Source organism: Rugamonas brunnea, assembly GCF_014042345.1.
GTDB lineage: Bacteria > Pseudomonadota > Gammaproteobacteria > Burkholderiales > Burkholderiaceae_D > Rugamonas > Rugamonas brunnea.
On the sequence record NZ_JACEZT010000005.1, the window covers coordinates 119738 to 142209 of the forward strand.

Genomic DNA, 22472 nt, shown 5'->3' on the forward strand with positions numbered 1-22472 from the left:
CACTATGGCAAAGACCATCATGGTAGTGGACGACTCCGCTTCGCTGCGGCAAGTGGTCGGCATCGCCCTCAAGGGCGCCGGCTATGACGTCATCGAGGGACGCGATGGCGTGGACGCCTTGTCCAAGTGCACGGGCCAGAAGATCCACCTGGTCGTGTGCGACGTCAACATGCCCAATATGGACGGCATCACTTTCGTCAAGCAATTCAAGGCGCTGGCCAATTACCGTTTCACGCCCGTCATCATGCTGACCACCGAGTCGCAGGAAGAGAAGAAGCGCGAAGGCCAGGCGGCCGGCGCCAAGGCCTGGGTCACCAAGCCGTTCAAGCCGGAAGTGCTGCTGGGGGCCGTGGCCAAGTTGGTCCTGCCTTGATGGCCGGGCTGATGCTGGCCTGACGTTCGCCCGAAGTTTGTCCGGCATTTGCCCGACGATTACCCCATAGCACGCCGCCCCCGCCTCTGCCGGCGCGCTGACCTGACCACCACCCACCGGGAGCCACCATGTCCGCATCTTCCGCCACCGCTTTGCCCGTGCGCTTCGCCATCGAGGGCGAACTGACGATCTACCGCGCCGCCGACGTGAAAGTGCAACTGCTCGACGCGCTGCGCCAGGCGGCCCTGCTGGAAGTGGACCTGTCGGGCGTGACGGAGCTCGACACGGCCGGCCTGCAAGTGCTGATGCTGGCCAAGCAGGTGGCCGCCGCCGACGGCCGCCAGTTGCGGCTGGTGGGCCACAGCCCGGCCGTCGTGGATGTGTTCGAAATGCTGGACCTGGGCGGCTATTTCGGCGACGCCTTGCTGATCCATGCCGCCGCCTGACCGCCGCACCTGAACCCGCGACCTTAACCTGGGGAGGACGCCATGAACCTGGACCAAGCGCTGCAAACGTTTATCGCGGAAAGCCGCGAACTGCTGGAAGAGATGGAGAACGCGCTGCTCAACGTCGACCTGGCCGGTGACCAGGGCGAGGCCATCAACGCCATCTTCCGCGCCGCCCACACCATCAAGGGCTCGGCCGGCCTGTTCAGCCTGGACCACATCGTCGCCTTCACCCACGTGGTGGAAAGCCTGCTCGACGAAGTGCGCGACGGCAGCGTGGTGCTGACCGACGAGATGATCGTGCTGCTGCTGTCATGCTGCGACTTCCTGTCGGGCATGACGGAGGCGCTGGCGGCCGGCCAGCTGGAAGCGGACCCGGATACGGCGCCCGAGGGCGAGGCGCTGGTGGCCCAGCTCAAGCGCCACATGGACGGCGCCGCCCATGGCGACGGCGCGCCGCCATCCGAGGCGCCGTCGGCCCCGCTGGCGACCGTGGAGCCGGCCGTGGAGCGCATCGGGGCGGCCACGGACGCGCGCGACCACTGGCACATCTCGCTGCGCTTCGGGCGCGAGGTGCTGCGCAACGGCATGGACCCGATCGCCTTCCTGCGCTACCTGGCCAAGCTGGGCACCATCGTCGGCATCGCCACCGTGCCCGACGCGCTGCCGGCCAACCCGGACGAGATGGACGCAGAGCTGTGCTACCTGGGCTTCGAGATCGCGTTCGACACCACGGCCGACAAGGCCGCCATCGAGGGCGTGTTCGAGTTCGTGCAGGACGACTGCGAGATCCGCATCCTGCCGCCGCACAGCAAGGTGTCCGAGTACGTGGACCTGATCCGCGCGCTGCCCGAGCGCGACGCGCGCCTGGGCGAGATCCTGGTGCGCTGCGGCAGCGTGACGGCCCGCGAGCTCGACAGCGCGCTGAACCAGCAGGCCAGCAGCGAACCGCAGCAACTGGGCAGCATCCTGGTGGAAGGGGGCAACGTGCCGCCGGTGGTGGTGGAAGCCGCGCTGGCCAAGCAGAAGCAGGTGTCGGAGCAGAAGGCCCAGGAAAGCCGCTCGATCCGCATCGATTCGGACAAGCTGGACCGCCTGATCGACCTGGTGGGCGAACTGATCATCGCCGGCGCGCGCGCCAACATGATCGGCCAGAAGATCCACAACACGGAGCTGCTCGAATGCACGGGCGTGCTGTCGAACCTGGTGGAGGAAGTGCGCGACGCGGCGCTGGAGCTGCGCATGGTCAAGATCGGCGCCACCTTCAACCGCTTCCAGCGCGTGGTGCACGACGTGGCGCGCGAGCTGGGCAAGGACATCGGCCTGATCGTCGACGGCGAGGACGCGGAACTGGACAAGACCGTGGTCGAGAAGATCGGCGACCCGCTGATGCACCTGGTGCGCAACGCCATGGACCACGGCATCGAGCCGGCCGAGGTGCGGCTGGCGGCCGGCAAGCCGGCCAAGGGCATGATCAAGCTGAACGCCTTCCACGAGTCGGGCAACATCGTGATCGAAGTGAGCGACGACGGCGGCGGCCTGCGCAAGGAGAAGATCCTGGCCAAGGCCATCGAGCGCGGCTTGGTCGACCCCGAGCGCAAGCTCAGCGATTCGGAGATCTACAACCTGATCTTCGAGGCCGGTTTCTCCACGGCCGAGAAGATCACCAACCTGTCGGGCCGCGGGGTGGGCATGGACGTGGTCAAGCGCAACATCTCGGCCCTGCGCGGCAGCGTGGACGTGGGCAGCGTGGCCGGCCAGGGCACCACCGTCACCGTGCGCCTGCCGCTGACGCTGGCCATCATCGACGGCTTCCTGGTGCAGGTGGGCGGTTCGGTGTTCGTGATTCCGCTCGACATGATCGAGGAATGCATCGAATACGCGGCCGAGCCGGGCCAGGATTACTGCAACCTGCGGGGCCAGGTGCTGCCCTTCATCCGCCTGCGCGACCTGTTCCGGCTGCCCGGCGCGGCCACCCGGCGCGAAAGCATCGTCGTGCTCAAGTATGGCAACCAGCGCGCCGGCCTGGTGGTCGACACGCTGCTGGGCGAGTTCCAGACCGTGATCAAGCCGCTCAGCCCCATGTTCAGCGAAGTCAAGTGCATCAGCGGTTCCACCATCCTGGGCAGCGGCGATGTGGCCCTGATCCTGGACGTGGCCGCGCTGATGTCCACCGTCACCGGCAAGGGCCTGGCCCAGCTGGCCGCCTAGGGCGGACCGGCGCGCGCCACCGGCCACAGAGAGGAAACCATGAACCAAGTCGTCAATAGCGCCCCCGCCGCCGCCGGCCGCGCCGTGGTGGCGCTGCAGCAGGGGGCGGCCCCGCTGCCCAGCCAGTACCTGACCTTCATGCTGGGCGAGGAGCAGTTCGCCGTCGGCATCCTGGGTATCAAGGAGATCATCGAATACGGCAGCCTGGCCGGCGTGCCCATGATGCCCGACTGCGTGCGCGGCGTGATCAACCTGCGCGGCGCCGTGGTGCCCGTGATGGACCTGTCGGCCCGCTTCGGCCGCGCCGCCAGCCCGATCACCAAGCGCAGCTGCATCGTCATCGTCGAAGTGCAGGAGGCCGAGGGCGAGGGCCAGCAGGTGCTGGGGATGCTGGTGGACGCCGTCAACGCCGTGGTCGACATCGCGGCGGCCGACATCGAACCGGCGCCCGCCTTCGGCACCCGCATCCGGCCCGACTTCATCGCCGGCATCGGCAAGGTCAACGGCAAATTTGTCAGCCTGCTGGCCATCGAGCGCGTGCTGTCGAGCGGCGAGATCGTGGAACTGGCGCGCCAGAACCTGGCCGGCCGTAACTGAACGCCTGATCCGGGACCCGCCCATGTCGCTCATCACGATCACCGATCGCGAATTCAGCCAGTTCCAGCGCTTCATCTACGACGCGGCCGGCATCTTCATGGCCAACGGCAAGCAGGCCCTGGTCAGCGGCCGCTTGGCCAAGCGCCTCGCCCATTACCAGCTGGCCAGCTACAGCGACTACCTGCGCCTGCTCGAAAGCCGGGCCCAGCCTTCAGAGCTGCAGGTGGCCGTCGACCTGCTGACCACCAACGAGACCTATTTCTTCCGCGAGCCCAAGCACTTCAAGCTGCTGGCCGAGCTGGCGCAGGATGCGCGCGCCAAGGGCCGCGGCCTGCGCGTGTGGAGCGCGGCCTGCTCCAGCGGCGAGGAGCCGTACAGCATCGCCATGGTGCTGGCCGACGTGCTGGGCGACGGCGCGTGGGAAGTGCTGGGCACTGACATCAGCACCCGGGTGCTGGAACGGGCCCGTAGCGGCCACTATCCGATGGAGCGGGCCACCCAGCTGCCGCAAAGCTATCTCAAGCGCTTCTGCCTCAAGGGCCAGCAGCGCGAGGCGGGCACCATGCTGATCGAGCGGGCCTTGCGGGCCCGGGTCCAGTTCCAGCACCTGAACCTGAACGAGCCGTTGCCCAAGCTGGGCACGTTCGACGTGATCTTCCTGCGCAACGTGATGATCTATTTCAACCTGGAGACCAAGCGCCAGGTGGTGGCGCGCCTGCTCAGCCAGCTCAAGCCCGGAGGCCACCTGCTGATCGGCCATTCGGAAACCCTGAACGACATCTGCGACACGGTGCAGGCCGTGGCGCCGTCGATCTACCGCAAGGGCTGACCATGCCGGACCAGAAGTGCATCGACATCTTCCTCATGCCCGGCGACTGCTTCGTCGGCGATGAGCAATACCGGGTGCGCACGCTGGTCGGCTCCTGTGTTTCCGTCACGCTGTGGCATCCGCGGCTGCGGGTGGGCGCCATGTCGCACTTCCTGCTGCCGGGCACCAGCCGCAAGCGCGCCAAGCCCGGCGCCGGCGCCGGCACCTATGGGGTGGACGCGATGGATTACCTGCTGGCCGAGCTGGCCCGGCGCGGCGTGCCGCTGGCCCAGTGCGAGGGCAAGATCTTCGGCGGCGGCGCCATGTTCCCGCGCCACGCGCGGGTGCAGGACATCGGCATGCAGAACGGCGATTGCGCCCGCGCGCTGATGCACGAGCACGGCATCCGCATCGTCTCCGAGAGCTTGTTCGGTGTCGGCCACCGGCAATTGATATTCACCATCCGCACCGGCGAAGTGCTGAGCCGCCAGGTGCCGCCGGAGTTCGCCCTGAACCCGGGCAACAAGGAGCAGGCATGAAGGCCATCGAAGTGATGATCGTTGACGATTCGGCCGTGGTGCGCCAGGTGCTGAGCGCGCTGCTCAACGCCGCGCCCGGCATCACCGTCACCCATGCCGTGGCCAATCCCATCCTGGCCATGGAGCGCATGAAGTCCCAGTGGCCGGACGTGATCGTGCTGGACGTGGAGATGCCGCGCATGGACGGCATCACCTTCCTGCGCAAGATCATGGCCGAGCGCCCCACGCCCGTGGTGATCTGCTCCACGCTGACGGAGAAGGGGGCCCAGACCTCGGTCGAGGCGCTGGGCGCGGGCGCGGTGGCCATCATCACCAAGCCGCGCCTGGACCTCAAGCAATTCCTGCACGACAGCGCCGAGGAGCTGGTGTCGGCCGTGCGGGCCGCGGCCGGCGCCAACGTGCGCCGCCTGGCCGGGCGCGCGGCCGCGCCGGCCCAGCCCACCGTCAAGCACAACGCCGACGTGATCCTGCCACCGGTCGAGCACGCGCGCGCCATGGTGCAGACCACGGAGCGGGTGGTGGCCATCGGCACCTCCACCGGCGGCACCCAGGCGCTGGAGGAGGTGTTGACGGCCTTGCCGCGCGTGTGCCCGGGCATGGTGATCGTGCAGCACATGCCGGAGAAGTTCACGGCCGCCTTCGCCGCGCGGCTCGACAGCGTGTGCCAGATCCGCGTCAAGGAGGCCGCCAACAACGACCGCGTGCTGCAGGGCCAGGCCCTGATCGCGCCCGGCGGCAAGCACATGCTGCTGCGCCGCACGGGCGCCCAGTACTACGTGGAAGTGGTGGACGGCCCGTTGGTGAACCGGCACCGGCCGTCGGTCGATGTGCTGTTCCGCTCGGTGGCGCGCTGCGCCGGCGCCAACGCGCTGGGTGTGATCATGACGGGCATGGGCGATGACGGCGCGGCCGGCCTGCTGGAGATGCTCAAGGCCGGCGCCCGCACCGTGGCCCAGGACGAGGCCAGCTGCGTGGTGTATGGCATGCCCAAGGAAGCCGTGAAACGGGGCGGGGTGGAGAAATCCGTACCGCTGAACCAGATCTACCGCGACATCCTGGCCCAGCTGGCCGGGTTCGGCAACTGAGGCGGGCACCGTCATGAACGCCACCCCCACCACCACCAGCGCACCCGGCGTGCAGGCCGCCGCGCGCGCGGGCGCGCCCTGGCACGGCCAGCGCGTGATGGTGGTGGACGACAGTGCCGTGCAGCGCAGCTACCTGGTGGGCCTGCTGCGCGAACTGGGCTGCGGCGTCATCCTGGAGGCGGCCGACGGCAACGAAGCGCTGCGCCTGCTGGAGGCGGAACAGGGCGTGCCGCTGTTCCTGGTGCTGACCGACCTGGAGATGCCGGGCATGGACGGCATCGAACTGACCTGCCAGCTGCGCGAGCGGCGCCTGGCCCGGCACCTGATCGTGGTCAGCGCGCGCGACCCGCGGCTGCTGGAGATCATCGAGAACATGGGCTCCGAGGACGCCGCCATCGGCCTGCTGGGCACCTTGCTCAAGCCGGTGCAGCGCGACGCGCTGGAGGCGCTGTTGACGCGCGCCGGCAGCGCCGGCTCTGGCGATGCGGCCGGGGCGGCGCTGCCCGAGCACGCGCTGCCCGCCGCGGTCGAGCTGGAGCAGGCGTTGGCGGCCGGCCAGTTCCTGCTGCACTACCAGCCCAAGGTCACCATGCAGACCGGTCACCTGAAGGGGCTGGAGGCGCTGGCGCGCTGGCAGCACCCGGCGCGCGGCCTGCTGGCGCCGCAGCACTTCATCCCGGCGCTGGAGGGCACGCCGCTGATGGCCGGCTTCACGCTGGCGCTGGTGCGCCAGGTGCTGGCCCAGCTGACCGAGTGGCAGCGCGCCGGCCTGCCGCCGTTGACGGTGTCGGTCAACCTGTCGGCTGACAACCTGGCCGATCGCGCCTTCGTCGACCTGCTGGCGGCGGCCGTGCAGGCGTCGGGCGTGGCGCCGGCGTCGCTGGTGTGGGAGGTGACCGAGACCAGCGTCATGCGCCAGCTGTCGCAGGCGCTGACCAACCTGGGACGCTTGCGGCTGATGGGCTTCGGGCTGGCCATGGACGACTTCGGCATCGGCTATTCGTCGATGCAGCAGTTCGCCCGTTGTCCGTTCACGGAATTGAAGATAGACCGTGCCTTCGTCAATGGCGCGTCGCAGTGGCCGAACCGCCATATGGTGCTGAAAAGCGCGCTGGAACTGGGGCAGCGGCTGGGCGTGGCCACCGTGGCCGAGGGCGTGGAGACGGCGGCCGACTGGCAGTTGCTGCGCACGCTGGGGTGCGACCTGGCGCAAGGCTATCTGCTGGCCCGGCCCATGCCGGCCGGGGAGCTGGTGACATGGATGCGCAGTGAGCGGCGGCGCCTGCGGGCGCTGGCGGAAGGCCACGCGCCCCCCGACTGAGGGCAGCGCGGCAGTGAACCAATACGATAACAGGACAGACGTCCGGAACTGGGGAGAGCAACATGTTTGAAAAGATGACGGTGAAAACCAAGATCGGCGCCTTGCTGGCGGTGGCCGTGCTGGCGCTGGTGGCGGTGATGATGGTGGCCTTCATGGGCTTGCAGAAGCAGGGCGAGATGCTGGCCGAGGTGGGCCGCAACCGCATGCCGTCCGTGCAAGGCTTGCAGATGATCAACGAGGCGCAGACGGCCTTGCGTTCCTCCAGCCGGGGCATCGAGTCGCTGGCGCCTTATCCCGACCAGTGGCGCGAAGTGGCCGAGCTGCTGAAGCGCAAGCAAGCCATCTGGGCGCGCGTGGACAAGGGTTGGAAGATCTATGAGCCGCTGCCGCAGACGCAGGAGGAGGAGCGGGTGTGGAACCAGTTCGTCAAGGAATGGAACGACTGGAAGGAGGGCGACGCCCGGATCGACCAGATCGCCGGCCAGATCGGCGGCGCCGACGGCGTGGACAAGGGCAAGGCCTTGTTCGACGAGTTGCACCGCGCGCTGCAGGATAACAAGGCGCGCTTCTCGGCGGCCGAGGCCAGCCTGGGCAAGCTGGTGGAGATGAACGTGGGCTATGGCGACGCCGCCGTCAAGGACGCCGACACCGCCTCGGCCCGCGCCACCAGCCAGATGTACACGGCCTCGGCGATCGCGCTGGCGCTGCTGCTGGGCCTGGGCCTGTTCATCCTGCGCGGCATCCTGCGCCAGCTGGGCGGCGACCCCGGCTACGCGGCCGAGATCGTGCGGCGCGTGGCCGACGGCGACCTGACGGCCGAGGTGGAACTGAAGGCCGGCGACACCACCAGCCTGCTGGCGGCCATGAAGGGCATGATCGAGAAGCTGTCGCACGTGGTGCAGGAAGTGAACAACGGCGCCGAGGCGCTGGCCAGCGCGTCCGAGGAAGTGTCGGCCACGGCCCAGTCGCTGTCGCAGGCGGCCAGCGAGCAGGCCGCCGGCACCGAGCAGACCTCGGCCTCGGTGGAGGAAATGACGGCCTCGATTTCGCAGAACACGGAAAACGCCAAGGTCACCGACGGCATCGCCAGCAAGGCGGCCCAGGAGGCGGCCGAGGGTGGCGAGGCCGTCAAGTCCACGGTCACGGCCATGCAGCAGATCGCGCGCAAGATCAGCATCATCGACGACATCGCCTACCAGACCAACCTGCTGGCCCTGAACGCGGCCATCGAGGCGGCCCGCGCGGGCGAGCACGGCAAGGGCTTCGCGGTGGTGGCGGCCGAGGTGCGCAAGCTGGCCGAGCGCAGCCAGGTGGCGGCCCAGGAGATCGAGCAGGTGGCCAGCAGCAGCGTGGAGCTGGCCGAAAAGGCCGGCAAGCTGCTCGACGAGATGGTGCCCAATATCCGCCGCACCTCCAACCTGGTGCAGGAGATCACGGCGGCCTCGGAGGAGCAATCGTCGGGCGTAGGCCAGATCAACTCGGCCGTCACCCAGTTGTCGCAGACCACCCAACAGAACGCCTCCAGCTCCGAGGAACTGGCCGCCACGGCCGAGGAGATGAGTGGCCAGGCCGAGCAATTGCAGCAGACCATGTCGTTCTTCAAGCTCCAGGGCAGCAACCGCTACCAGCCGGGCGCCGCGCGCAAGACGGGCAAGGCGTCCATCAAGCTGGCGCGCGGCTTCGGTGGCGCGCGCCAGATGAGCGAGATGGGCGATCCCGATGAATCGCACTTCGTCAAATTCTGAACCAGGAGAGCTTGCCATGAGCGCACTGTCCGTCACCTCCGCCGCGCCTGCCGACGCCGGCCCGGCCCAGTTTCTCACCTTCATGCTCGGCAGCGACATGTTCGCCATCGGCATCCTGGCGATCAAGGAAATCATCGAGTACGAGGGCGTGACGAGCGTGCCGCAGATGCCGGCCTGCATCAGCGGCGTGATCAACCTGCGCGGCACGGCCGTGCCGGTGATGGACCTGGCGCGCCGGCTGGAACGGACCCCGTCGCCGGTGGGCAAGCGCACCTGCATCATCGTGGTGGAAGTGGAATCCGGCGACGGGCCGTTCGTGATCGGCATCCTGGTCGACGCCGTCAATGCCGTGCTCGACATCGCGGCCGCCGACATCGAGCCGGCGCCCGCTTTCGGCGCCCAGGTGCGGGCCGACCTGTTGCAGGGCATCGGCAAGGTGCAGGGGCGCTTCGTGCTGCTGCTGAACGTGCAGCACGTGGTGTCGGCCAGCGATATCGGCGCCATGGCCGCGCTGGCGCCGGCGCTGGCCTGACGCTGTCCCGGACAGCGCGGCCTTGCAATTGTCTTGCGATTTGCAAGGCAAGAATCTGTGAGTATTGGCGCCATTTAATCGGTCACAATAGGCCGCAAGCCCCTGTGCCGCGGACCATCGCGCGCCGTCATGGGCCTCGCCCATCAGCCCCGCGGCGACGCCGCCGGGCCGGCCCCACTAACTTTACTGCGCCGCGTGCTGGCCGCCCGGCGTGCAGGAGTAAAGCATGCTCAAGAACATGAAAATGGAAACCCGGCTGCATTTCGGCATGGGCGCGATCGTGGTGCTGGTGATCGCGCTGGGCCTGGTCGCCTTCGCCAACCTGTCCGCCCTGCAAAGCACGTGGGGCAATGTTGAAACCGTCACGCTGGTGCGCAAGGACGCGGTGCTGGGCATCACCAAATGGAATGGCGACGCGATGCAGGACTTCAAGAATTACATCCTGCGCGGCGGTAACGCCGCGGCCGAATTCCGCACCGACCTGGCCGCCATCGACAAGCATGTGGCGGCCTACCGCGCGGCCGGCGAGCCGAGCCGCGATGAGCTGCTGCAGCTCGACGCGCTGGCGGCCGCCACCCGCGCCTACAACGATGCCATGACCCAGCTCGAAGCCATGCGCGAGAAGGGCGCCAGCGTCGCCGAGCTGGACAAGGCGGTCAAGGGCACCGCCACCGCCATCTCCACGGCCGCCGAGAAACTGGCGCAGCTGAACGAGGCCGACACCAAGGCCGCCTCGGCCCACATGAGTTCGGTGGCCAACCAGGCCAAGATGTGGATCATGTCGTTCGACGTCGTCATCGCCGTGCTCGGCTGTACGCTGGCCGTGTGGATCTCGCGCAGCCTGTCGGCCATCGTGCGCGACGTGCAGGGCGTGGTGGGCACGCTGGGCGCGGCCGCGCAGGAAGTGAACGCGACGGCCCAGTCGCTGTCGCAGGCGGCCAGCGAGCAGGCCGCCGGGGTGGAGGAAACCAGCGCCTCGATCGAGCAGATGACGGCCTCGATCGCGCAGAACGCCGAGAACGCCAAGGTCACGGACGGCATGGCGACCCAGGCCGCGCACGACGTCACGCGCGGCGGCGACGCCGTCAAGGCCACGGCCACAGCCATGAAGCAGATCGCGGACAAGATCGGCATCATCGACGACATCGCCTACCAGACCAATCTGCTGGCGCTGAACGCGGCCATCGAGGCGGCCCGCGCGCACGAGCACGGCAAGGGCTTCGCGGTGGTGGCGGCCGAAGTGCGCAAGCTGGCCGAGCGCAGCCAGGTGGCGGCCCAGGAGATCAGCAAGGTGGCGTCGGACAGCGTGGAACTGGCCGAGCAGGCCGGCCACATGTTCGACCAGATGGTGCCCAACATCCGCAAGACATCCGACCTGGTGCAGGAGATCGCGGCCGCGTCGGAGGAGCAATCGTCGGGCGTGCGCCAGATCAACAGTGCCGTCGGCCAGCTGAGCCAGACCACCCAGGTCAACGCGGCCAGCTCCGAGGAACTGGCCGCCACGGCCGAGGAAATGAGCGCCCAGGCCGAGCAGCTTGACCAGTTGATGGCCGTGTTCAAACAGTACGCGGCGGCCGATCCCATGCGCCGTGGCGCGCCGCGCCGGCCCGTGACACTCAAGCCGGGCACCGCGCGCCGTCCCGCGACCGGCGCCAAGCCGGGCGCCGCGCTGGCCGTGGCGAGCGGCCCGGACGAGGCGCACTTCACGCACTTTTAGTGACCGCGCCGGCTAATGGTTGGCGGCCCGGACGAGGCGTACCTCATGCACTTCTAGTCACCGCGCTGGCCGTGGCGCGCGGCTCGGACGAGGCCTACCTCATGCACGACCAGGCATCGCGCCAGCCGTGGCGAGCGGTCCGGACCTGGCGCGCTGCATGCACGGCTAGTAGATCGGCGCCAGCGCCGCGTCCGGCGTCTGCCAGTCGCGCACATAGGCCGGGGCCGCCACCGTGCAAGCGGGATCGGCCACCGGCGTCGTGCGCGCGCGCGCGAACGGCAGCACGCCGGCCCAGGCCGGCCAGCCGAGGTCTTCCTCGTCATCGTTGGGGCCGCCCGCGCGCACCTTGCAGGCCGCTTCGGCCAGGCTGATGCGCAGCACCGTGGTGGCCGCGTATTCCTTGTCGTTGCCGGGGCGGATCTCGGCCTGGCGGCCCGGCGCCAGCTTGTCCATCAACGCCTCCAGCGCGGCATGCTTGCCGGCGTCGTCCTCCACCGCCTCGAAGCGGCCGTACACCATGGCCGAGCGGTAGTTCATCGTATGGCTGAAGGCCGAACGGGCCAGCACCAGGCCGTCGAGGTGGCTGATGGTCACGCAGCAGGTCTGGCGCACCAGCTGCTTGAGCAGGCGGCTGCCGTTCGAGCCGTGGATGTACAGATGGCCGCCGCTGCGCCAGCTGGCTGTGGGGATGCAGTGGGCGCCGTGCTCGTCGCTGAAGGCGATATGGCACAGGTAGGCGTCGTCGACGATCGCATGCAGGGTGGCTTCATCGTAATGGGCTTTTTCAGCGCCACGGCGCACGCGGGTGCGGTCGCTGGGCGGGACGGGGGCGGCGGTGTCTTTCATCGGTGTGTGTGGCTCCGGAAAAATTGTTGAGTACTCAATATAATGGCGTGCTGGCCCTGAGGACAGGTCCAGCGCCACGCAATTTCATGGAGCCACGAATGGACTACGCCCGCCTCATCGCCCGTTACACGGAGCGGCACCGCCAGCATGGCTGGCCGCGCCAGCGCCTGCTGCACGAATGCCTGCGGGCCGCCATCCGCGACGGCACGCTGGCCGCCGGCACCCGGCTGGTGGCCACGCGCGCGCTGGCCGAGGAACTGGGCGTGGCCCGCAACACCGTGCTGTACGCGTATGAACAACTGGCCAGCGAAGGCTATCTGCGCACGGACCGGCGCGGCACGGTGGTGGCCGCCGTGGCGCCCGAGCGCCCGCCCGTGGTTGCCGCGCCGGCCGCGCGCGCGGGCCTCGCGCGCCGCATGCGCCAGTTGCCGGTGGCGCCGGCCAGCGCCGAATCTGGCGCCTTCGTGCCCGGCGTGCCGGCGCTGGACCAGTTCCCGCTCTCCTTGTGGCGCCGCATGCTGGAACGCGCCTGGCGCGGCCTGACGGTGGCGCAGCTCAACTATGCCGACCCGGCCGGCGAACCGGCCTTGCGGGCCGCCATCGCCGACCACTTGCGGGCCGCGCGCGGCGTCGTGTGCGAGGCCGGCCAAGTGTTCATCACGGACGGCACCCAGAGCAGCCTGGACCTGTGCGCGCGCGCCTTCGCCGACGAGGGGGATACCGTGTGGCACGAGCATCCCGGCTACGCGGGCGCGCTGGCCGCGTTCCGCGCGGCCGGGCTCGACGTGCAGGGCATCCCGGTGGACGAGGAGGGCATGGCGCCGCAGGCGGCCGACTGGCGCGAGCGGCCGCCGCGCCTCGTGTACACCACGCCGTCGCACCAGTACCCGATCGGCTCCGTGCTGAGCCTGCGCCGGCGGCTGGCCCTGCTGGCGGCGGCCCGCGCGGCCGGCGCCCTCATCATCGAGGACGACTACGACAGCGAGTTCCGCCACGACGGCGCGCCGCTGTCGGCCATGCAGGGCCTGGAGCCGGACGCGCCCGTGCTCTACCTGGGCACATTCAGCAAGACCATGTTCCCGTCGTTGCGGATCGGCTTCGTGGTGGTGCCGCCGGCGCTGGCCGCCGCGCTGGCCAGCGTGCGGGGGCAGGCCAGCGCGCGCGGGCGCGTGGCCGACCAGCTGGCGCTGGCCGAATTCCTGCGCAGCGGCCAGTTCTCGCTGCACCTGCGCCGCATGCGGCGCCTGTACCGCCAGCGGCGCGACGCGCTGGTGGCGGCGCTGGAAACGCACATGGGCAAGGTGGCGACTGTGCACGGCGGTTCAGCCGGCATGCACCTCGCGCTGCGCTTCATGGACCCGGCGCTGTCGGACACGGCCATCAGCGCCCAGGCCCGCGCGCACGGCATCGTCGCGCGCCCGCTGAGCGAGCACGCGGTGCAGGGGGCGACGGGCTGGCACGGCTTGATGCTCGGCTACGCGCAAGTGCCGGCCGAGCGGATGGATGCACTGGTCCGGCAGCTGGCGGCGCTGGTGCATCTGGCGGCGTATGCGAAACGTGAACACGACATGAACCACGAAGCGACGTCCAAGGCCGCCCCTTGATACCGTCGCATGTTCCGAACTTGCCTCCGGCGCCCAAGCCTTGACGAACGCCAATCCTTATTGCGAGATTTGACTGTACGGTTGGCGTTGCCGACACCATTTGCGAATACTGGGAGCTGACATGAAGCGGATACTGGTTTTAATAACCTCGGTTTTGCTTGTTTTTACGTGGTTGCTCGCTATTTCTCGGCTGGCGCCAGTTGCGACTTCCGTCCTCGCCTTGGCGTCCTCTTACCCGAAATCATTTAGTGGCACCGTTCTGCTGATGCTGCTGATGCTGATCTTTCTGTGTTTCAGACATAAATCGAAGAACGATTAGATGTTGAGCCATGAGGTGCCGAGTCGTCCCTATATTCCTGGATGGAGTGAAATATGCGGATACGAAAATTAGTTCAGTCGTTGTTATTGCTGAACCTGACGTGCTTTTTCGTGGGCCTGTACGCCTATTTTGTCGCGTTCAGTAGGGCGGAAACCGTTGATCTGATCATGTGGAGCGTGTTTGCGTGCGCGGGCTCCTTTGCCGGCGCGGTATGGGTTACCCGGCAACATGGCGGCGTCGTACCGGCCAATTCGGATGGCGAAGAGATCGACCAGAATTCGGTTGGCGTGAACGCATTGTTGTTTATGCCGCTGGCACTGCTCTGTTTTGAAGTCTTCGCCCTATTCCAGCTTAACGCGGCGCAAAATCAGGTCAGCTGGATCAACATCGCCTTTGCCTGTCATCTGGGTCAAAATCTTGAAGCGTTGTCCCGGCGCGGTTAGCCGGCTGCTGGACGCCGCCCCATGAAAAAAGGGTCAGACCCGAAAGTCTGACCCCTTTGCTTGCATCACGCCGCCAGGCTTGCTGGCGGCTGTGCGGCGACGCTTAGAACGCCGAATCGACGCGCACGTACATCGAGCGGCCGTTCACGCCGATCGGGCAGGTTTCCCAGCAACGGGTGAAGCCCAGTTTCGGGAACACGCCGCCGTTGGTCCACTCGTCCGGCAGGGTGTTGAACAGGTTGTTCACGCCCACGCTCAGGAACGTGCGCTGGCTGAATGCGTAGCGCACCGAGGTGTCGACCAGCCACTTGGCGCCCCACGTTTGCAGCGGGCTGAAGTTCTCGGCCTTCACTTCGCCGAAGTAGTTGGCGCGCACGTTCACGTCCCATGGGCCGGTGGTCACGTCGGCACCGATCACGTGGTGCTGGCGTGGCTGGCCATGTTCGAGCAGCGTCACTTGCGACTGGTCAAACAGCTGTTCACCGGTCAGCACGGCCGACGAGGAATGGCGGCCCGTCACTTCCGTCTTGTTGAAGCCCAACTGGCCCGACAGCACCAGCTTGGCGTTCGAGAAGTGCGTCGTGTGGTCGGCCACGATGTCCAGGCCGCGGGTGCGGGTGTCGACGGCGTTGGTGAAGAACTGGGCCTGGCCCACGCCCAGCGGCTTGAGGATGTTGGCGATCGGGCCGCCGTTGGCCTCAGGCCCGATCTCGCTCGAGAACACGATGCGGTCCTTGATCTTGATCTGGTAGGCGTCCACCGTCAGCGACATGTTCTTGGCCGGGCGCAGCACCATGCCGACGCTGCCGCTGGTCGAGGTTTCCTCTTTCAGCGGGGCGATGCCGAAGGCCTGGGTCACCGGGCTGCCCTGGCGGGCCGTCAGGGTTTCGGTCAGCACGCCGTTGTTCAGGTTGGTCGACACGGAGCTGTAGAACTCTTGCTGCACGCTGGGTGCGCGGAAGCCGGTCGAGACGCTGCCGCGGAAGCCCACTTGCTTGCTCGGATCCCAGCGCGCGCTCAGCTTGCCGGTGGTGGTGCTGCCGAAGTCCGAGTATTTTTCCCAGCGCACGGCGCCAGCCAGCGTCAGGTTGTCGACCGGCTTGTGCTCGGCGTCGATGTACAGGGCGATGTTGTGACGGCCCGAGTCCACTGCCGTGCCTGGCGTGTAGCCGGGGAAGCCCTGGATGCCGGCCGCGGCCGTGCCGCCGTTCTGGTTGATGATGGCGATGGCCGGGTTGTTGGTGCGGCCGTACTGGTAGGACACGGGGTCGCCCGCTTCGATCTGGTAGTTGTCGGCGCGGTATTCGAAGCCGGTGGCCAGGAACACGCTGCCGGCGCCCACGGCCAGCGGGCCCTTGAGGTCGGCGTTGATGGTGGTCTGGGTGAACTTCAGGTTGCCCGTGTTGGCTTCGCGTGGCGATTCGGCGTAGATGCCGCCGCCCGGTTTCGGCTCATACCAGTAGCTGGTGTTGATGGAGTTGGCTTCGTGGAAGTCCAGCTCGCTCTCGCCGTGGTTGATCGACAGGTCGGCCTTCCAGTCGTTGGCCAGGTCGCGGCGGTAGCCGAAGGCGAACGAATTGTCCTTGATGGTGGTCTGGATGTTGGGCAGGAAGCCGTTCGGGTACACGTCCGGCACGGTGCGGTCGTCGCCGGCCGAGCGGAAGAAGCCGTAGGAGTTACCCTTGCGCTTGGACAAGCCGCCGAACGCATAGAATTCGCCGTTCTTGTCCACCGGCAGGGCCGCGTTCCACCACAGGTAGCCATCCTTGGCCTCGCCGTCGCCGATGTGCTGGGTCACGCGCGGCGGGTTCACGCGCAGCGTGTCCGGGCCGGCGCGGTTGGTTTCGCCGCGCTTGCGTGCTTCGGCCGTCAGGTTGATGAAGCCGCCGTCCTGGCCCAGCGCGAAGCCGGTGTTGGCGCTGCCCGAGTACAGGTCGCCGTCGCCTTCCGAGGTGGTGCCCACGGTGCCGCTGACCGTGGTTTCCTTGACCTGGCTCTTGAGCACGATGTTGATCACGCCGGCGATGGCGTCCGAACCGTACTGGGCGGCGGCGCCGTCGCGCAGCACTTCGATGTGGTGGATGGCGGCCAGCGGAATGGCGTTGATGTCGGTACCGGCAGAGCCGCGGCCCACGGTCTGCTGCACGTTCACCAGCGCCTGCTGGTGGCGACGCTTGCCGTTCACGAGCACCAGCACCTGGTCAGGGCCGAGCGAACGCAGCGTGGCTGGACGGATGCTGTCGGTGCCGTCGCTGACGAAGGTGGTGGAGAAGTTGAACGAAGGGTCCAGCGTCTGCAGCAGCTTGCCCAGCTCCAGCGGGCCGGCCGTCTGCATGTCCTTCAGGCTGATCAGGCCGACCGGGGCCGAGGTGTCGAGCGCCGTCTTGGCGGCGGAACGGGAACCGAGCACCACCACCGTTTGCTCGGCGGGCGCGTCCGGTGCGGCGGCCGTCTGGCCATAGCTGGCGCCGGCGGCCAGCAGCAGGGCGCTGGCGAGCAGGGTGCGTTGGAAATGGGGGGCTTGGGTGGAACGGGCGGGGCGGGTGCTGCGGAGGGCTCTCTTCATAGGTCATTCTCTCGTGTGGTTTTTATCTGAACAAACAGCCGAGGGGTGACGGCTTTCCTGCGTGCTGGCGAAGGGTATTCACCACCGAGAAAATACTACAGTGCACAATTGGTCTAGACAAACTTGCATGCACCAATATGTTGCATAATGAGCAGGCCATGCAATAGTGCGTGCTTTATAAGGGAATTTCGCGTACGCTTGTCGATCGGCAACGCCTTTTCAGTTTCGGCGCGGCAAGTTTATGTGGTTTTTCGCCCATCCGGCCGCGCGCGCCGGTCGCCGCTACTGGTGGTCGCGCATCCACGCCTTGAGGCCGTTGACCCATGACTTGGCCGGCAGGTTCAATTCCTTCTTGATGGCGCCGGCGCGCTCGTACAGCACGCTGAAGTCGAGCACGGGCGCGTGCTTGAACGCGATCACGACGATGTTGGCGTCGTGCACCTCGGGCAGCCACACCACGGCGTCGAACACCTGTTCCATGGCCAGCAGATTCTTGTCATAGTTGCTGAACTCGCCGAACACATTGGTCGTCATCACGCCGTCCTCGCTCAGACAGTCGTAGCAGCCCTGGTAGAACTCGGGGGTGTCGAGCACGGGGCCGCGCGCTTCCTCGTCGTACAGGTCGACCTGCAGCGCGTCCACGGTGCCGTGGTTGGCCGGATCGAGCACGAAGTCGAGCGCGTTCATTTCGCGCACCTGCAGGCGGTCGTCGTTGTCGGGCAGGCCGAACAGCGAGCGGCAGATGGCGATCACGTTCGGGTTCAGTTCGATGGCCGTCACGCGCGTGCCGGGCAGGCGGCGGTAGCAGAACTTGGTCAGCGCGGCGCTGCCCAGTCCCAGTTGCACCACGTGGCGCGGGCGCTGCACGAACAGCAGCCACATCATCATCATCTGCACGTATTCGAGCTCGATCGCGTCCGGGCGCGACAGGCGCATGGCGCCCTGCACCCAGGAGGTGCCCAGGTGCAGGCTGCGCACGCCCTGGAACTCGGTGATGGTGGCGGGAGGGTGGCCGGGCTGGTCGAAGCGCAGGCCGGTACTGGCGGTGGTGGGGGAGACGGCAGGTTTCATGGCGCCAGTTTACCAGCCGGGACGGCCGGGGCCCAACAAACGGGCCGGGCAAAAAAAGAGACGCCGCTGCGTCTCCTGTGCCCCGGTGCGCGCTCGCAGCCGGGGCGGGCCGATCTGGTCGGCAAGGTGGTGGGCTCCCGTGAGGCGGGGCCAGGCCCGGGCTCAACCGGCTTTGCGGCGACGGGCCAGCCAGCCGACCACACCGAGGCCGGCCAACAGCATGCCATAGGTTTCCGGTTCCGGCACGGCGGCCACGTTGATGTCGCCCGAATAGCTGGCCGATGGCGTGATGACATTGCCCATCACGGTCAGCACCAGCGTGCCCGACACATTGACCGGCGGGTTGAGCATGCCCCACTCATAGGCGCCCGTGGGCGACAGCGTCAGCGCGTTGCCGTTTAGCGAGGCGCCTGTGAAGTTGAGGTTGTTATTGCCCAACAACGACAAGGTCTGGATGACGGCGTTGGCCAGGCTGGGCCCGACGGCCGGGTTGAAGGTGAAGGTGTCGGTGAACGCGCCAGCATAGTTGTGGTCGGACCCGAAATGGGCCGTGTAGCTGCCCGCCGAGACGGTGGACATCGACACGTTCTGGTTCAGGTTTTCCGCGAGCGCGGTGCCGGTTGAAGCGGCCAGCATGGCCGCCAGCAGTAGTGATCTTAGTTTCATGTTGATCCCCTATGGCAAAAAAAGCACCCGGCAATCCGAGTGCTGGGAACCAACTTACAAGCGTCCAAAAAAGTTGTCAATTAACTATTTTGAATCGGAAGTGCTCAGCCATAGCGTATAGCTAACTGCGGGGCGAGGCAGTGCCGGAACGGCAGCCATGCAGGCAGTGCACGCTGGCCGGACGGTGTAAAAAACAACACTTTGCCGTTTTTCCATCGTCCCGCCGGCCTCGCGTGGCGCCGTCACTTCTCCTGCTTGAGCGGCTTGTCCTTGTCGATCACTTCGCGGCAATCGCCCTTGATGATGGCGTTGTCGTAATTGGTCCAGCCATAGCTGTCCACGTAGCGCTTGTGCTGCTTGAAGCGGGCGTTGACGAAGCTCCAGTCGAGCCGCTCGCCCGGGTAGTCGATGTCGCCCAGGTCCAGCAGCGTGTGGAACATGTTTTCCGTGGCCAGCCTGGCCTTGCGGTGGCGCAGCAGCTGGTGCACCTTTTCCGGGTAGCGGTCGCGGTACTGGTCGGAATACCAGACGAAGGCCGGGATGTGGAATTCAAACTGCGTGTTGTGGCCATGGAAGGCCAGGTTGCAGCTGCCGTCGTACAGGGTCTGGCCGTGGTCGGCCACGTACACCAGCGTGCTCAGTTGCCGCGTTTGCTTGAGGCTGGCGATGGCCTGCGACAGGAACCAGTCCGTGTAAAGTATCGAATTGTCGTAGCTGTTGTTGAGCTGCGGCTTGATCTTGGTGTCCGTGTAGACGGGTTTGTCGACTCCGAACAGCGACGGCTGCCATTTGTCGAACGTTTTCGGGTAGCGCTGGCTGTAGTTCCAGTGGTTGCCCAGCGAGTGCAGCACGATCAGCTTTTTCGGCGCCGGGTCGGCGATGGCGCGCGCCAGCGGTTCCAGCAGCACGGCGTCGAAATTGGAGCGGTTGGTGAAGCCGCCCAGGTTGAGGAACTGGATCACGTCCGCCTCCTTGGCGAACACGGACACGGGCGTGTCGAACTGGCCGAACGACACCTGGTTCGACAGCCACCAGGTCTTGAAGCCGGCCTCCTTGTAGGCCGTCAGGAACGATTTTTCCGAGAAGCCATCCTTGAGGCTTTGCATCGACGGCTTGCGCGAGATGATCACCGGCACCGACAGCCGCGTGGCCGAGACGGCCGTGATCACGTCCGGCAGCGACACCAGGTTGGTTTCGCGCTTGAGCAGCGGGTTGGTGTCGCGCGGATAGCCGTTCAGGCTCCAGCGGTCGTAGCGCGACGATTCGCCGATCACCAGCACCACGATCTCCGGTTCCTGGCCCGGCGTGGCCTGGTGCGCCTGGAAGCGGAAGCTGCGGCTGCGCTCACCGAGCTCGGCCAGGTAGCGGCGCTCTTTCCAGAAGTCGGCGAAGCGCGCGGCCAGGCCGAACGGCCAGCTGGCCGTGAACGCGTCGCCATCCACCGGCGAGCGGGCCCAGTAGGGCAGGGCGGCCAGCTTCCAGCCCAGGTGGCCGGCCGCCGGCACGGCCGGCAGCGAGGGGCTGCTATCCTCGTCCGCATCCTCCTCCTCGTCGTCGCTGGCGCCGTCGCCAAAGCCGGACGCGGCCACGCTGCCCGAAGCGGCATGGGCGGCCGATGCGGCGGCGGACGGGGCCGGCCGGGCGGCCTTGGCGGACGCCGACGGCTTGGCCTGGATGCCGAATTCATAACCCCAGCCACCCACGCCGCCCAGCACCAGCAGGGCCGCCAGCGCTCCCTGGCGGCCGCGGCCGGTGAATTCCAGCGCCCGGTAGCGCACGGCCACCACCTGGGCCAGCAGCCACCAGGCCAGCACGGCGGCCATGGCGCCGCCCAGCAGCCATACCTTCTGGCCCAGGAATTCCATCGCCTCGCGCGGGCTGGTTTCGGCGATGATGCCCAGGTGGTGGGTGGAAATGCCCTGGCCGTAGAACACGAACAGGTAGATCTCGGCCGGCAGCGCGACGAAGGCGGGCAGCAGCAGCCAGTGGAACCAGGCCGGGCGCTTGAACACGGCCCAGGCCGCGAGCCAGCCCAGCGCCTCGACGGCCGCGATCTGCCAGGCTTGCTCCACCGGTTTGCCCAGCAGCCACGGCACATAGGGCACGGCCGACAGCAGCAGGTAGGTGGCGAGCAGGAACAGGTTGGCGGGGCGCAACAGGGCTGACATAAAGGCGGGGGCGGAAAAAAATGTCTGCTATTATCAAGTGTTTCCCGATCATACAGCTAGTTTTTACTGGCCCGGCGCGCGCAGAGCGCGTGGCGCGCACACGCCGCCCTTGCCGCGAAATAGATTGACTGGCCCCAAGACCACGTCTATACTCGCGAGTTCTCAATTTATTCTGCACATCGTATACGCTTTTGTAGCCGCTCCCGCGCGAGTGGCTTTTCGCGCCTCCGCTGTCGGTGTAGAAAGGGACTCAGTTTTCGCCCCCGGGCAACTGCCCGGGTTATCAACGTTGTAACTTTGTTGGATTTAGAACGATGCCAACCATCAATCAACTGATTCGCAACCCACGCGTCGCTTCGACCGTGAAGAGCAAGTCGCCGGCGCTGGAAAACAGCCCGCAAAAACGTGGCGTTTGCACCCGTGTGTACACCACCACTCCTAAGAAGCCTAACTCGGCTTTGCGTAAGGTCGCCAAAGTGCGTCTGACCAACGGTTTCGAAGTCATTTCGTACATCGGCGGTGAAGGCCACAACCTGCAAGAGCACAGCGTTGTGCTGCTGCGCGGCGGTCGTGTCAAAGACTTGCCAGGTGTGCGTTACCACATGGTCCGCGGCGCGTTGGATACCCAAGGCGTGAAAGACCGTAAACAAGCCCGCTCGAAGTACGGTACCAAGCGTGCCAAGGCCGGTAAGAAGTAATACCCCAAGTTTCGCTCAGTGGCAGTAAGAGCTAAGTGAATGTAATCGACCGCAACGGGTCGAGTAAGTGGATGGCTATGATGGCCTTCCGTGAGAGTGCGAACCCATATCTGCGCACCTCAACTGAAGATTGAAAGGAATTGATATGCCACGTCGTCGTGAAGTACCCAAGCGCGAAATCTTGCCAGATCCTAAATTCGGCAACACGGATGTCGCCAAGTTCGTTAACGTGCTGATGCTGTCCGGTAAAAAATCGGTCGCTGAAAACATCATCTACGGTGCCTTCGAGCACATCGCCGCCAAGTCGGGCAAAGACCCGCTGGAAGTGTTCGCCACCGCCATCAACAACGCCAAGCCGCTGGTTGAGGTGAAATCCCGCCGCGTCGGCGGCGCCAACTACCAGGTGCCAGTCGAAGTGCGTCCAGTGCGCCGTATGGCCCTGTCGATGCGCTGGCTGCGTGAAGCTGCCAACAAGCGCAGCGAGAAGTCCATGCCACAGCGCCTGGGCGGCGAGCTGATGGAAGCGGCTGAAGGCCGCGGCGGTGCGATGAAGAAGCGCGATGAAGTGCACCGCATGGCAGAAGCGAACAAGGCGTTCTCGCACTTCCGCTTCTAATAAAACCGGCCGGACCCTGTGCGGTCCGGCTGTTATCTGTTGTTCGAGGCCGGGCTCATTTTTTTTAGCTAAAAAATGGTGCTCGGTTTTGTCCATTCAAA

At 66.7% G+C, this 22472-nt stretch carries 19 protein-coding genes and 1 pseudogene; 15 read left to right on the plus strand and 5 right to left on the minus strand.

The window, feature by feature from the left end:
• The first annotated feature begins 4 nt into the window (after positions 1-4).
• The 11 genes and pseudogenes from H3H37_RS09575 to H3H37_RS26300 form a co-directional block, all read left to right on the plus strand.
• A complete protein-coding gene (locus H3H37_RS09575; protein ID WP_182151401.1) occupies positions 5-373 on the plus strand; it encodes a response regulator in 369 nt (122 codons plus the stop codon).
• A gap of 128 nt (positions 374-501) precedes the next feature.
• Positions 502-819, plus strand: coding sequence for an STAS domain-containing protein (locus H3H37_RS09580; RefSeq protein WP_182161815.1), 318 nt, complete (start codon positions 502-504; stop codon positions 817-819).
• A gap of 42 nt (positions 820-861) precedes the next feature.
• Positions 862-3030 carry a chemotaxis protein CheA gene (locus tag H3H37_RS09585; RefSeq protein ID WP_182161817.1) on the plus strand — a complete coding sequence of 723 codons (2169 nt, stop codon included), beginning with the start codon at positions 862-864 and terminating at the stop codon, positions 3028-3030.
• A 39-nt stretch (positions 3031-3069) separates the two neighbouring features.
• Positions 3070-3627, plus strand: coding sequence for a chemotaxis protein CheW (locus H3H37_RS09590; RefSeq protein ID WP_182161819.1), 558 nt, complete (start codon positions 3070-3072; stop codon positions 3625-3627).
• 22 nt (positions 3628-3649) lie between these two features.
• Complete coding sequence (locus tag H3H37_RS09595; RefSeq protein ID WP_182161821.1) at positions 3650-4456, plus strand: CheR family methyltransferase; 807 nt, start codon at positions 3650-3652, stop codon at positions 4454-4456.
• 2 nt (positions 4457-4458) lie between these two features.
• Entirely contained in the window at positions 4459-4974 is a 516-nt protein-coding gene (locus H3H37_RS09600; protein WP_182161823.1) for a chemotaxis protein CheD, read from the plus strand.
• Entirely contained in the window at positions 4971-6059 is a 1089-nt protein-coding gene (locus H3H37_RS09605; protein ID WP_182161825.1) for a protein-glutamate methylesterase/protein-glutamine glutaminase, read from the plus strand. The genes H3H37_RS09600 and H3H37_RS09605 overlap by 4 nt, the downstream gene beginning before the upstream one ends.
• Before the next feature lie 13 nt (positions 6060-6072).
• Positions 6073-7380, plus strand: a complete 1308-nt coding sequence (locus tag H3H37_RS26100) for an EAL domain-containing response regulator (RefSeq protein ID WP_311197439.1) — start codon at positions 6073-6075, stop codon at positions 7378-7380.
• Positions 7381-7442: 62 nt separating this feature from the next.
• Positions 7443-9125 (plus strand): HAMP domain-containing methyl-accepting chemotaxis protein, encoded by a 1683-nt coding sequence (locus H3H37_RS09615; protein ID WP_182161832.1) that lies wholly within the window; start codon positions 7443-7445, stop codon positions 9123-9125.
• 16 nt (positions 9126-9141) lie between these two features.
• Positions 9142-9657, plus strand: a complete 516-nt coding sequence (locus H3H37_RS09620) for a chemotaxis protein CheW (protein WP_229218754.1) — start codon at positions 9142-9144, stop codon at positions 9655-9657.
• A gap of 892 nt (positions 9658-10549) precedes the next feature.
• Positions 10550-11374, plus strand: a pseudogene (locus H3H37_RS26300) (methyl-accepting chemotaxis protein); the annotation flags it as partial.
• Positions 11375-11539: 165 nt separating this feature from the next.
• Here the strand turns inward: H3H37_RS26300 and H3H37_RS09630 are convergent.
• Positions 11540-12220: a pyridoxamine 5'-phosphate oxidase family protein gene (locus H3H37_RS09630; protein WP_182161839.1), complete on the minus strand. Its 681-nt coding sequence runs from the start codon at positions 12218-12220 to the stop codon at positions 11540-11542.
• A 98-nt stretch (positions 12221-12318) separates the two neighbouring features.
• Between H3H37_RS09630 and pdxR the strand changes: the two genes are divergently transcribed.
• Positions 12319-13824, plus strand: a complete 1506-nt coding sequence (gene pdxR / locus H3H37_RS09635; protein ID WP_182161841.1) for a MocR-like pyridoxine biosynthesis transcription factor PdxR — start codon at positions 12319-12321, stop codon at positions 13822-13824.
• A gap of 372 nt (positions 13825-14196) precedes the next feature.
• Positions 14197-14586 carry a hypothetical protein gene (locus tag H3H37_RS09640; protein WP_182161843.1) on the plus strand — a complete coding sequence of 130 codons (390 nt, stop codon included), beginning with the start codon at positions 14197-14199 and terminating at the stop codon, positions 14584-14586.
• Positions 14587-14689: 103 nt separating this feature from the next.
• Here H3H37_RS09640 and H3H37_RS09645 read toward each other — a convergent pair whose 3' ends face one another.
• The 4 genes from H3H37_RS09645 to H3H37_RS09660 form a co-directional block, all read right to left on the minus strand.
• Positions 14690-17152 (minus strand): TonB-dependent receptor plug domain-containing protein, encoded by a 2463-nt coding sequence (locus H3H37_RS09645; protein WP_182161845.1) that lies wholly within the window; start codon positions 17150-17152, stop codon positions 14690-14692.
• A gap of 282 nt (positions 17153-17434) precedes the next feature.
• Positions 17435-18223, minus strand: coding sequence for a spermine/spermidine synthase domain-containing protein (locus H3H37_RS09650; RefSeq protein ID WP_182161847.1), 789 nt, complete (start codon positions 18221-18223; stop codon positions 17435-17437).
• 162 nt (positions 18224-18385) lie between these two features.
• On the minus strand, positions 18386-18889 hold the full coding sequence (locus H3H37_RS09655) for an FxDxF family PEP-CTERM protein (protein ID WP_182161849.1): 504 nt from the start codon (positions 18887-18889) through the stop codon (positions 18386-18388).
• Positions 18890-19131: 242 nt separating this feature from the next.
• The gene (locus H3H37_RS09660; protein WP_182161851.1) at positions 19132-21057 is read right to left on the minus strand and encodes a phosphoethanolamine transferase; all 1926 of its coding nucleotides are present in this window, start codon (positions 21055-21057) and stop codon (positions 19132-19134) included.
• A 314-nt stretch (positions 21058-21371) separates the two neighbouring features.
• On the opposite strand from H3H37_RS09660, the gene rpsL reads away from it, so the two are divergent.
• Positions 21372-21755 carry a 30S ribosomal protein S12 gene (rpsL, locus tag H3H37_RS09665; protein ID WP_182161853.1) on the plus strand — a complete coding sequence of 128 codons (384 nt, stop codon included), beginning with the start codon at positions 21372-21374 and terminating at the stop codon, positions 21753-21755.
• Positions 21756-21900: 145 nt separating this feature from the next.
• Complete coding sequence (gene rpsG / locus H3H37_RS09670) at positions 21901-22371, plus strand: 30S ribosomal protein S7 (RefSeq protein WP_008444271.1); 471 nt, start codon at positions 21901-21903, stop codon at positions 22369-22371.
• The last annotated feature ends 101 nt before the right edge of the window (positions 22372-22472 follow it).

Bases quoted from the DNA above. Each gene is read 5' to 3' on its own strand.
- rpsG (WP_008444271.1), top strand. From the start codon at position 21,901: ATGCCACGTCGTCGTGAAGTACCCAAGCGCGAAATCTTGCCAGATCCT.
- H3H37_RS09590 (WP_182161819.1), top strand. From the start codon at position 3,070: ATGAACCAAGTCGTCAATAGCGCCCCCGCCGCCGCCGGCCGCGCCGTG.
- H3H37_RS09605 (WP_182161825.1), top strand. From the start codon at position 4,971: ATGAAGGCCATCGAAGTGATGATCGTTGACGATTCGGCCGTGGTGCGC.
- H3H37_RS09615 (WP_182161832.1), top strand. From the start codon at position 7,443: ATGTTTGAAAAGATGACGGTGAAAACCAAGATCGGCGCCTTGCTGGCG.
- H3H37_RS09585 (WP_182161817.1), top strand. From the start codon at position 862: ATGAACCTGGACCAAGCGCTGCAAACGTTTATCGCGGAAAGCCGCGAA.
- H3H37_RS09630 (WP_182161839.1), bottom strand. From the start codon at position 12,220: ATGAAAGACACCGCCGCCCCCGTCCCGCCCAGCGACCGCACCCGCGTG.
- H3H37_RS09620 (WP_229218754.1), top strand. From the start codon at position 9,142: ATGAGCGCACTGTCCGTCACCTCCGCCGCGCCTGCCGACGCCGGCCCG.
- rpsL (WP_182161853.1), top strand. From the start codon at position 21,372: ATGCCAACCATCAATCAACTGATTCGCAACCCACGCGTCGCTTCGACC.
- H3H37_RS09645 (WP_182161845.1), bottom strand. From the start codon at position 17,152: ATGAAGAGAGCCCTCCGCAGCACCCGCCCCGCCCGTTCCACCCAAGCC.
- H3H37_RS26100 (WP_311197439.1), top strand. From the start codon at position 6,073: ATGAACGCCACCCCCACCACCACCAGCGCACCCGGCGTGCAGGCCGCC.
- pdxR (WP_182161841.1), top strand. From the start codon at position 12,319: ATGGACTACGCCCGCCTCATCGCCCGTTACACGGAGCGGCACCGCCAG.
- H3H37_RS09650 (WP_182161847.1), bottom strand. From the start codon at position 18,223: ATGAAACCTGCCGTCTCCCCCACCACCGCCAGTACCGGCCTGCGCTTC.
- H3H37_RS09600 (WP_182161823.1), top strand. From the start codon at position 4,459: ATGCCGGACCAGAAGTGCATCGACATCTTCCTCATGCCCGGCGACTGC.
- H3H37_RS09595 (WP_182161821.1), top strand. From the start codon at position 3,650: ATGTCGCTCATCACGATCACCGATCGCGAATTCAGCCAGTTCCAGCGC.
- H3H37_RS09575 (WP_182151401.1), top strand. From the start codon at position 5: ATGGCAAAGACCATCATGGTAGTGGACGACTCCGCTTCGCTGCGGCAA.
- H3H37_RS09660 (WP_182161851.1), bottom strand. From the start codon at position 21,057: ATGTCAGCCCTGTTGCGCCCCGCCAACCTGTTCCTGCTCGCCACCTAC.
- H3H37_RS09655 (WP_182161849.1), bottom strand. From the start codon at position 18,889: ATGAAACTAAGATCACTACTGCTGGCGGCCATGCTGGCCGCTTCAACC.
- H3H37_RS09640 (WP_182161843.1), top strand. From the start codon at position 14,197: ATGCGGATACGAAAATTAGTTCAGTCGTTGTTATTGCTGAACCTGACG.
- H3H37_RS09580 (WP_182161815.1), top strand. From the start codon at position 502: ATGTCCGCATCTTCCGCCACCGCTTTGCCCGTGCGCTTCGCCATCGAG.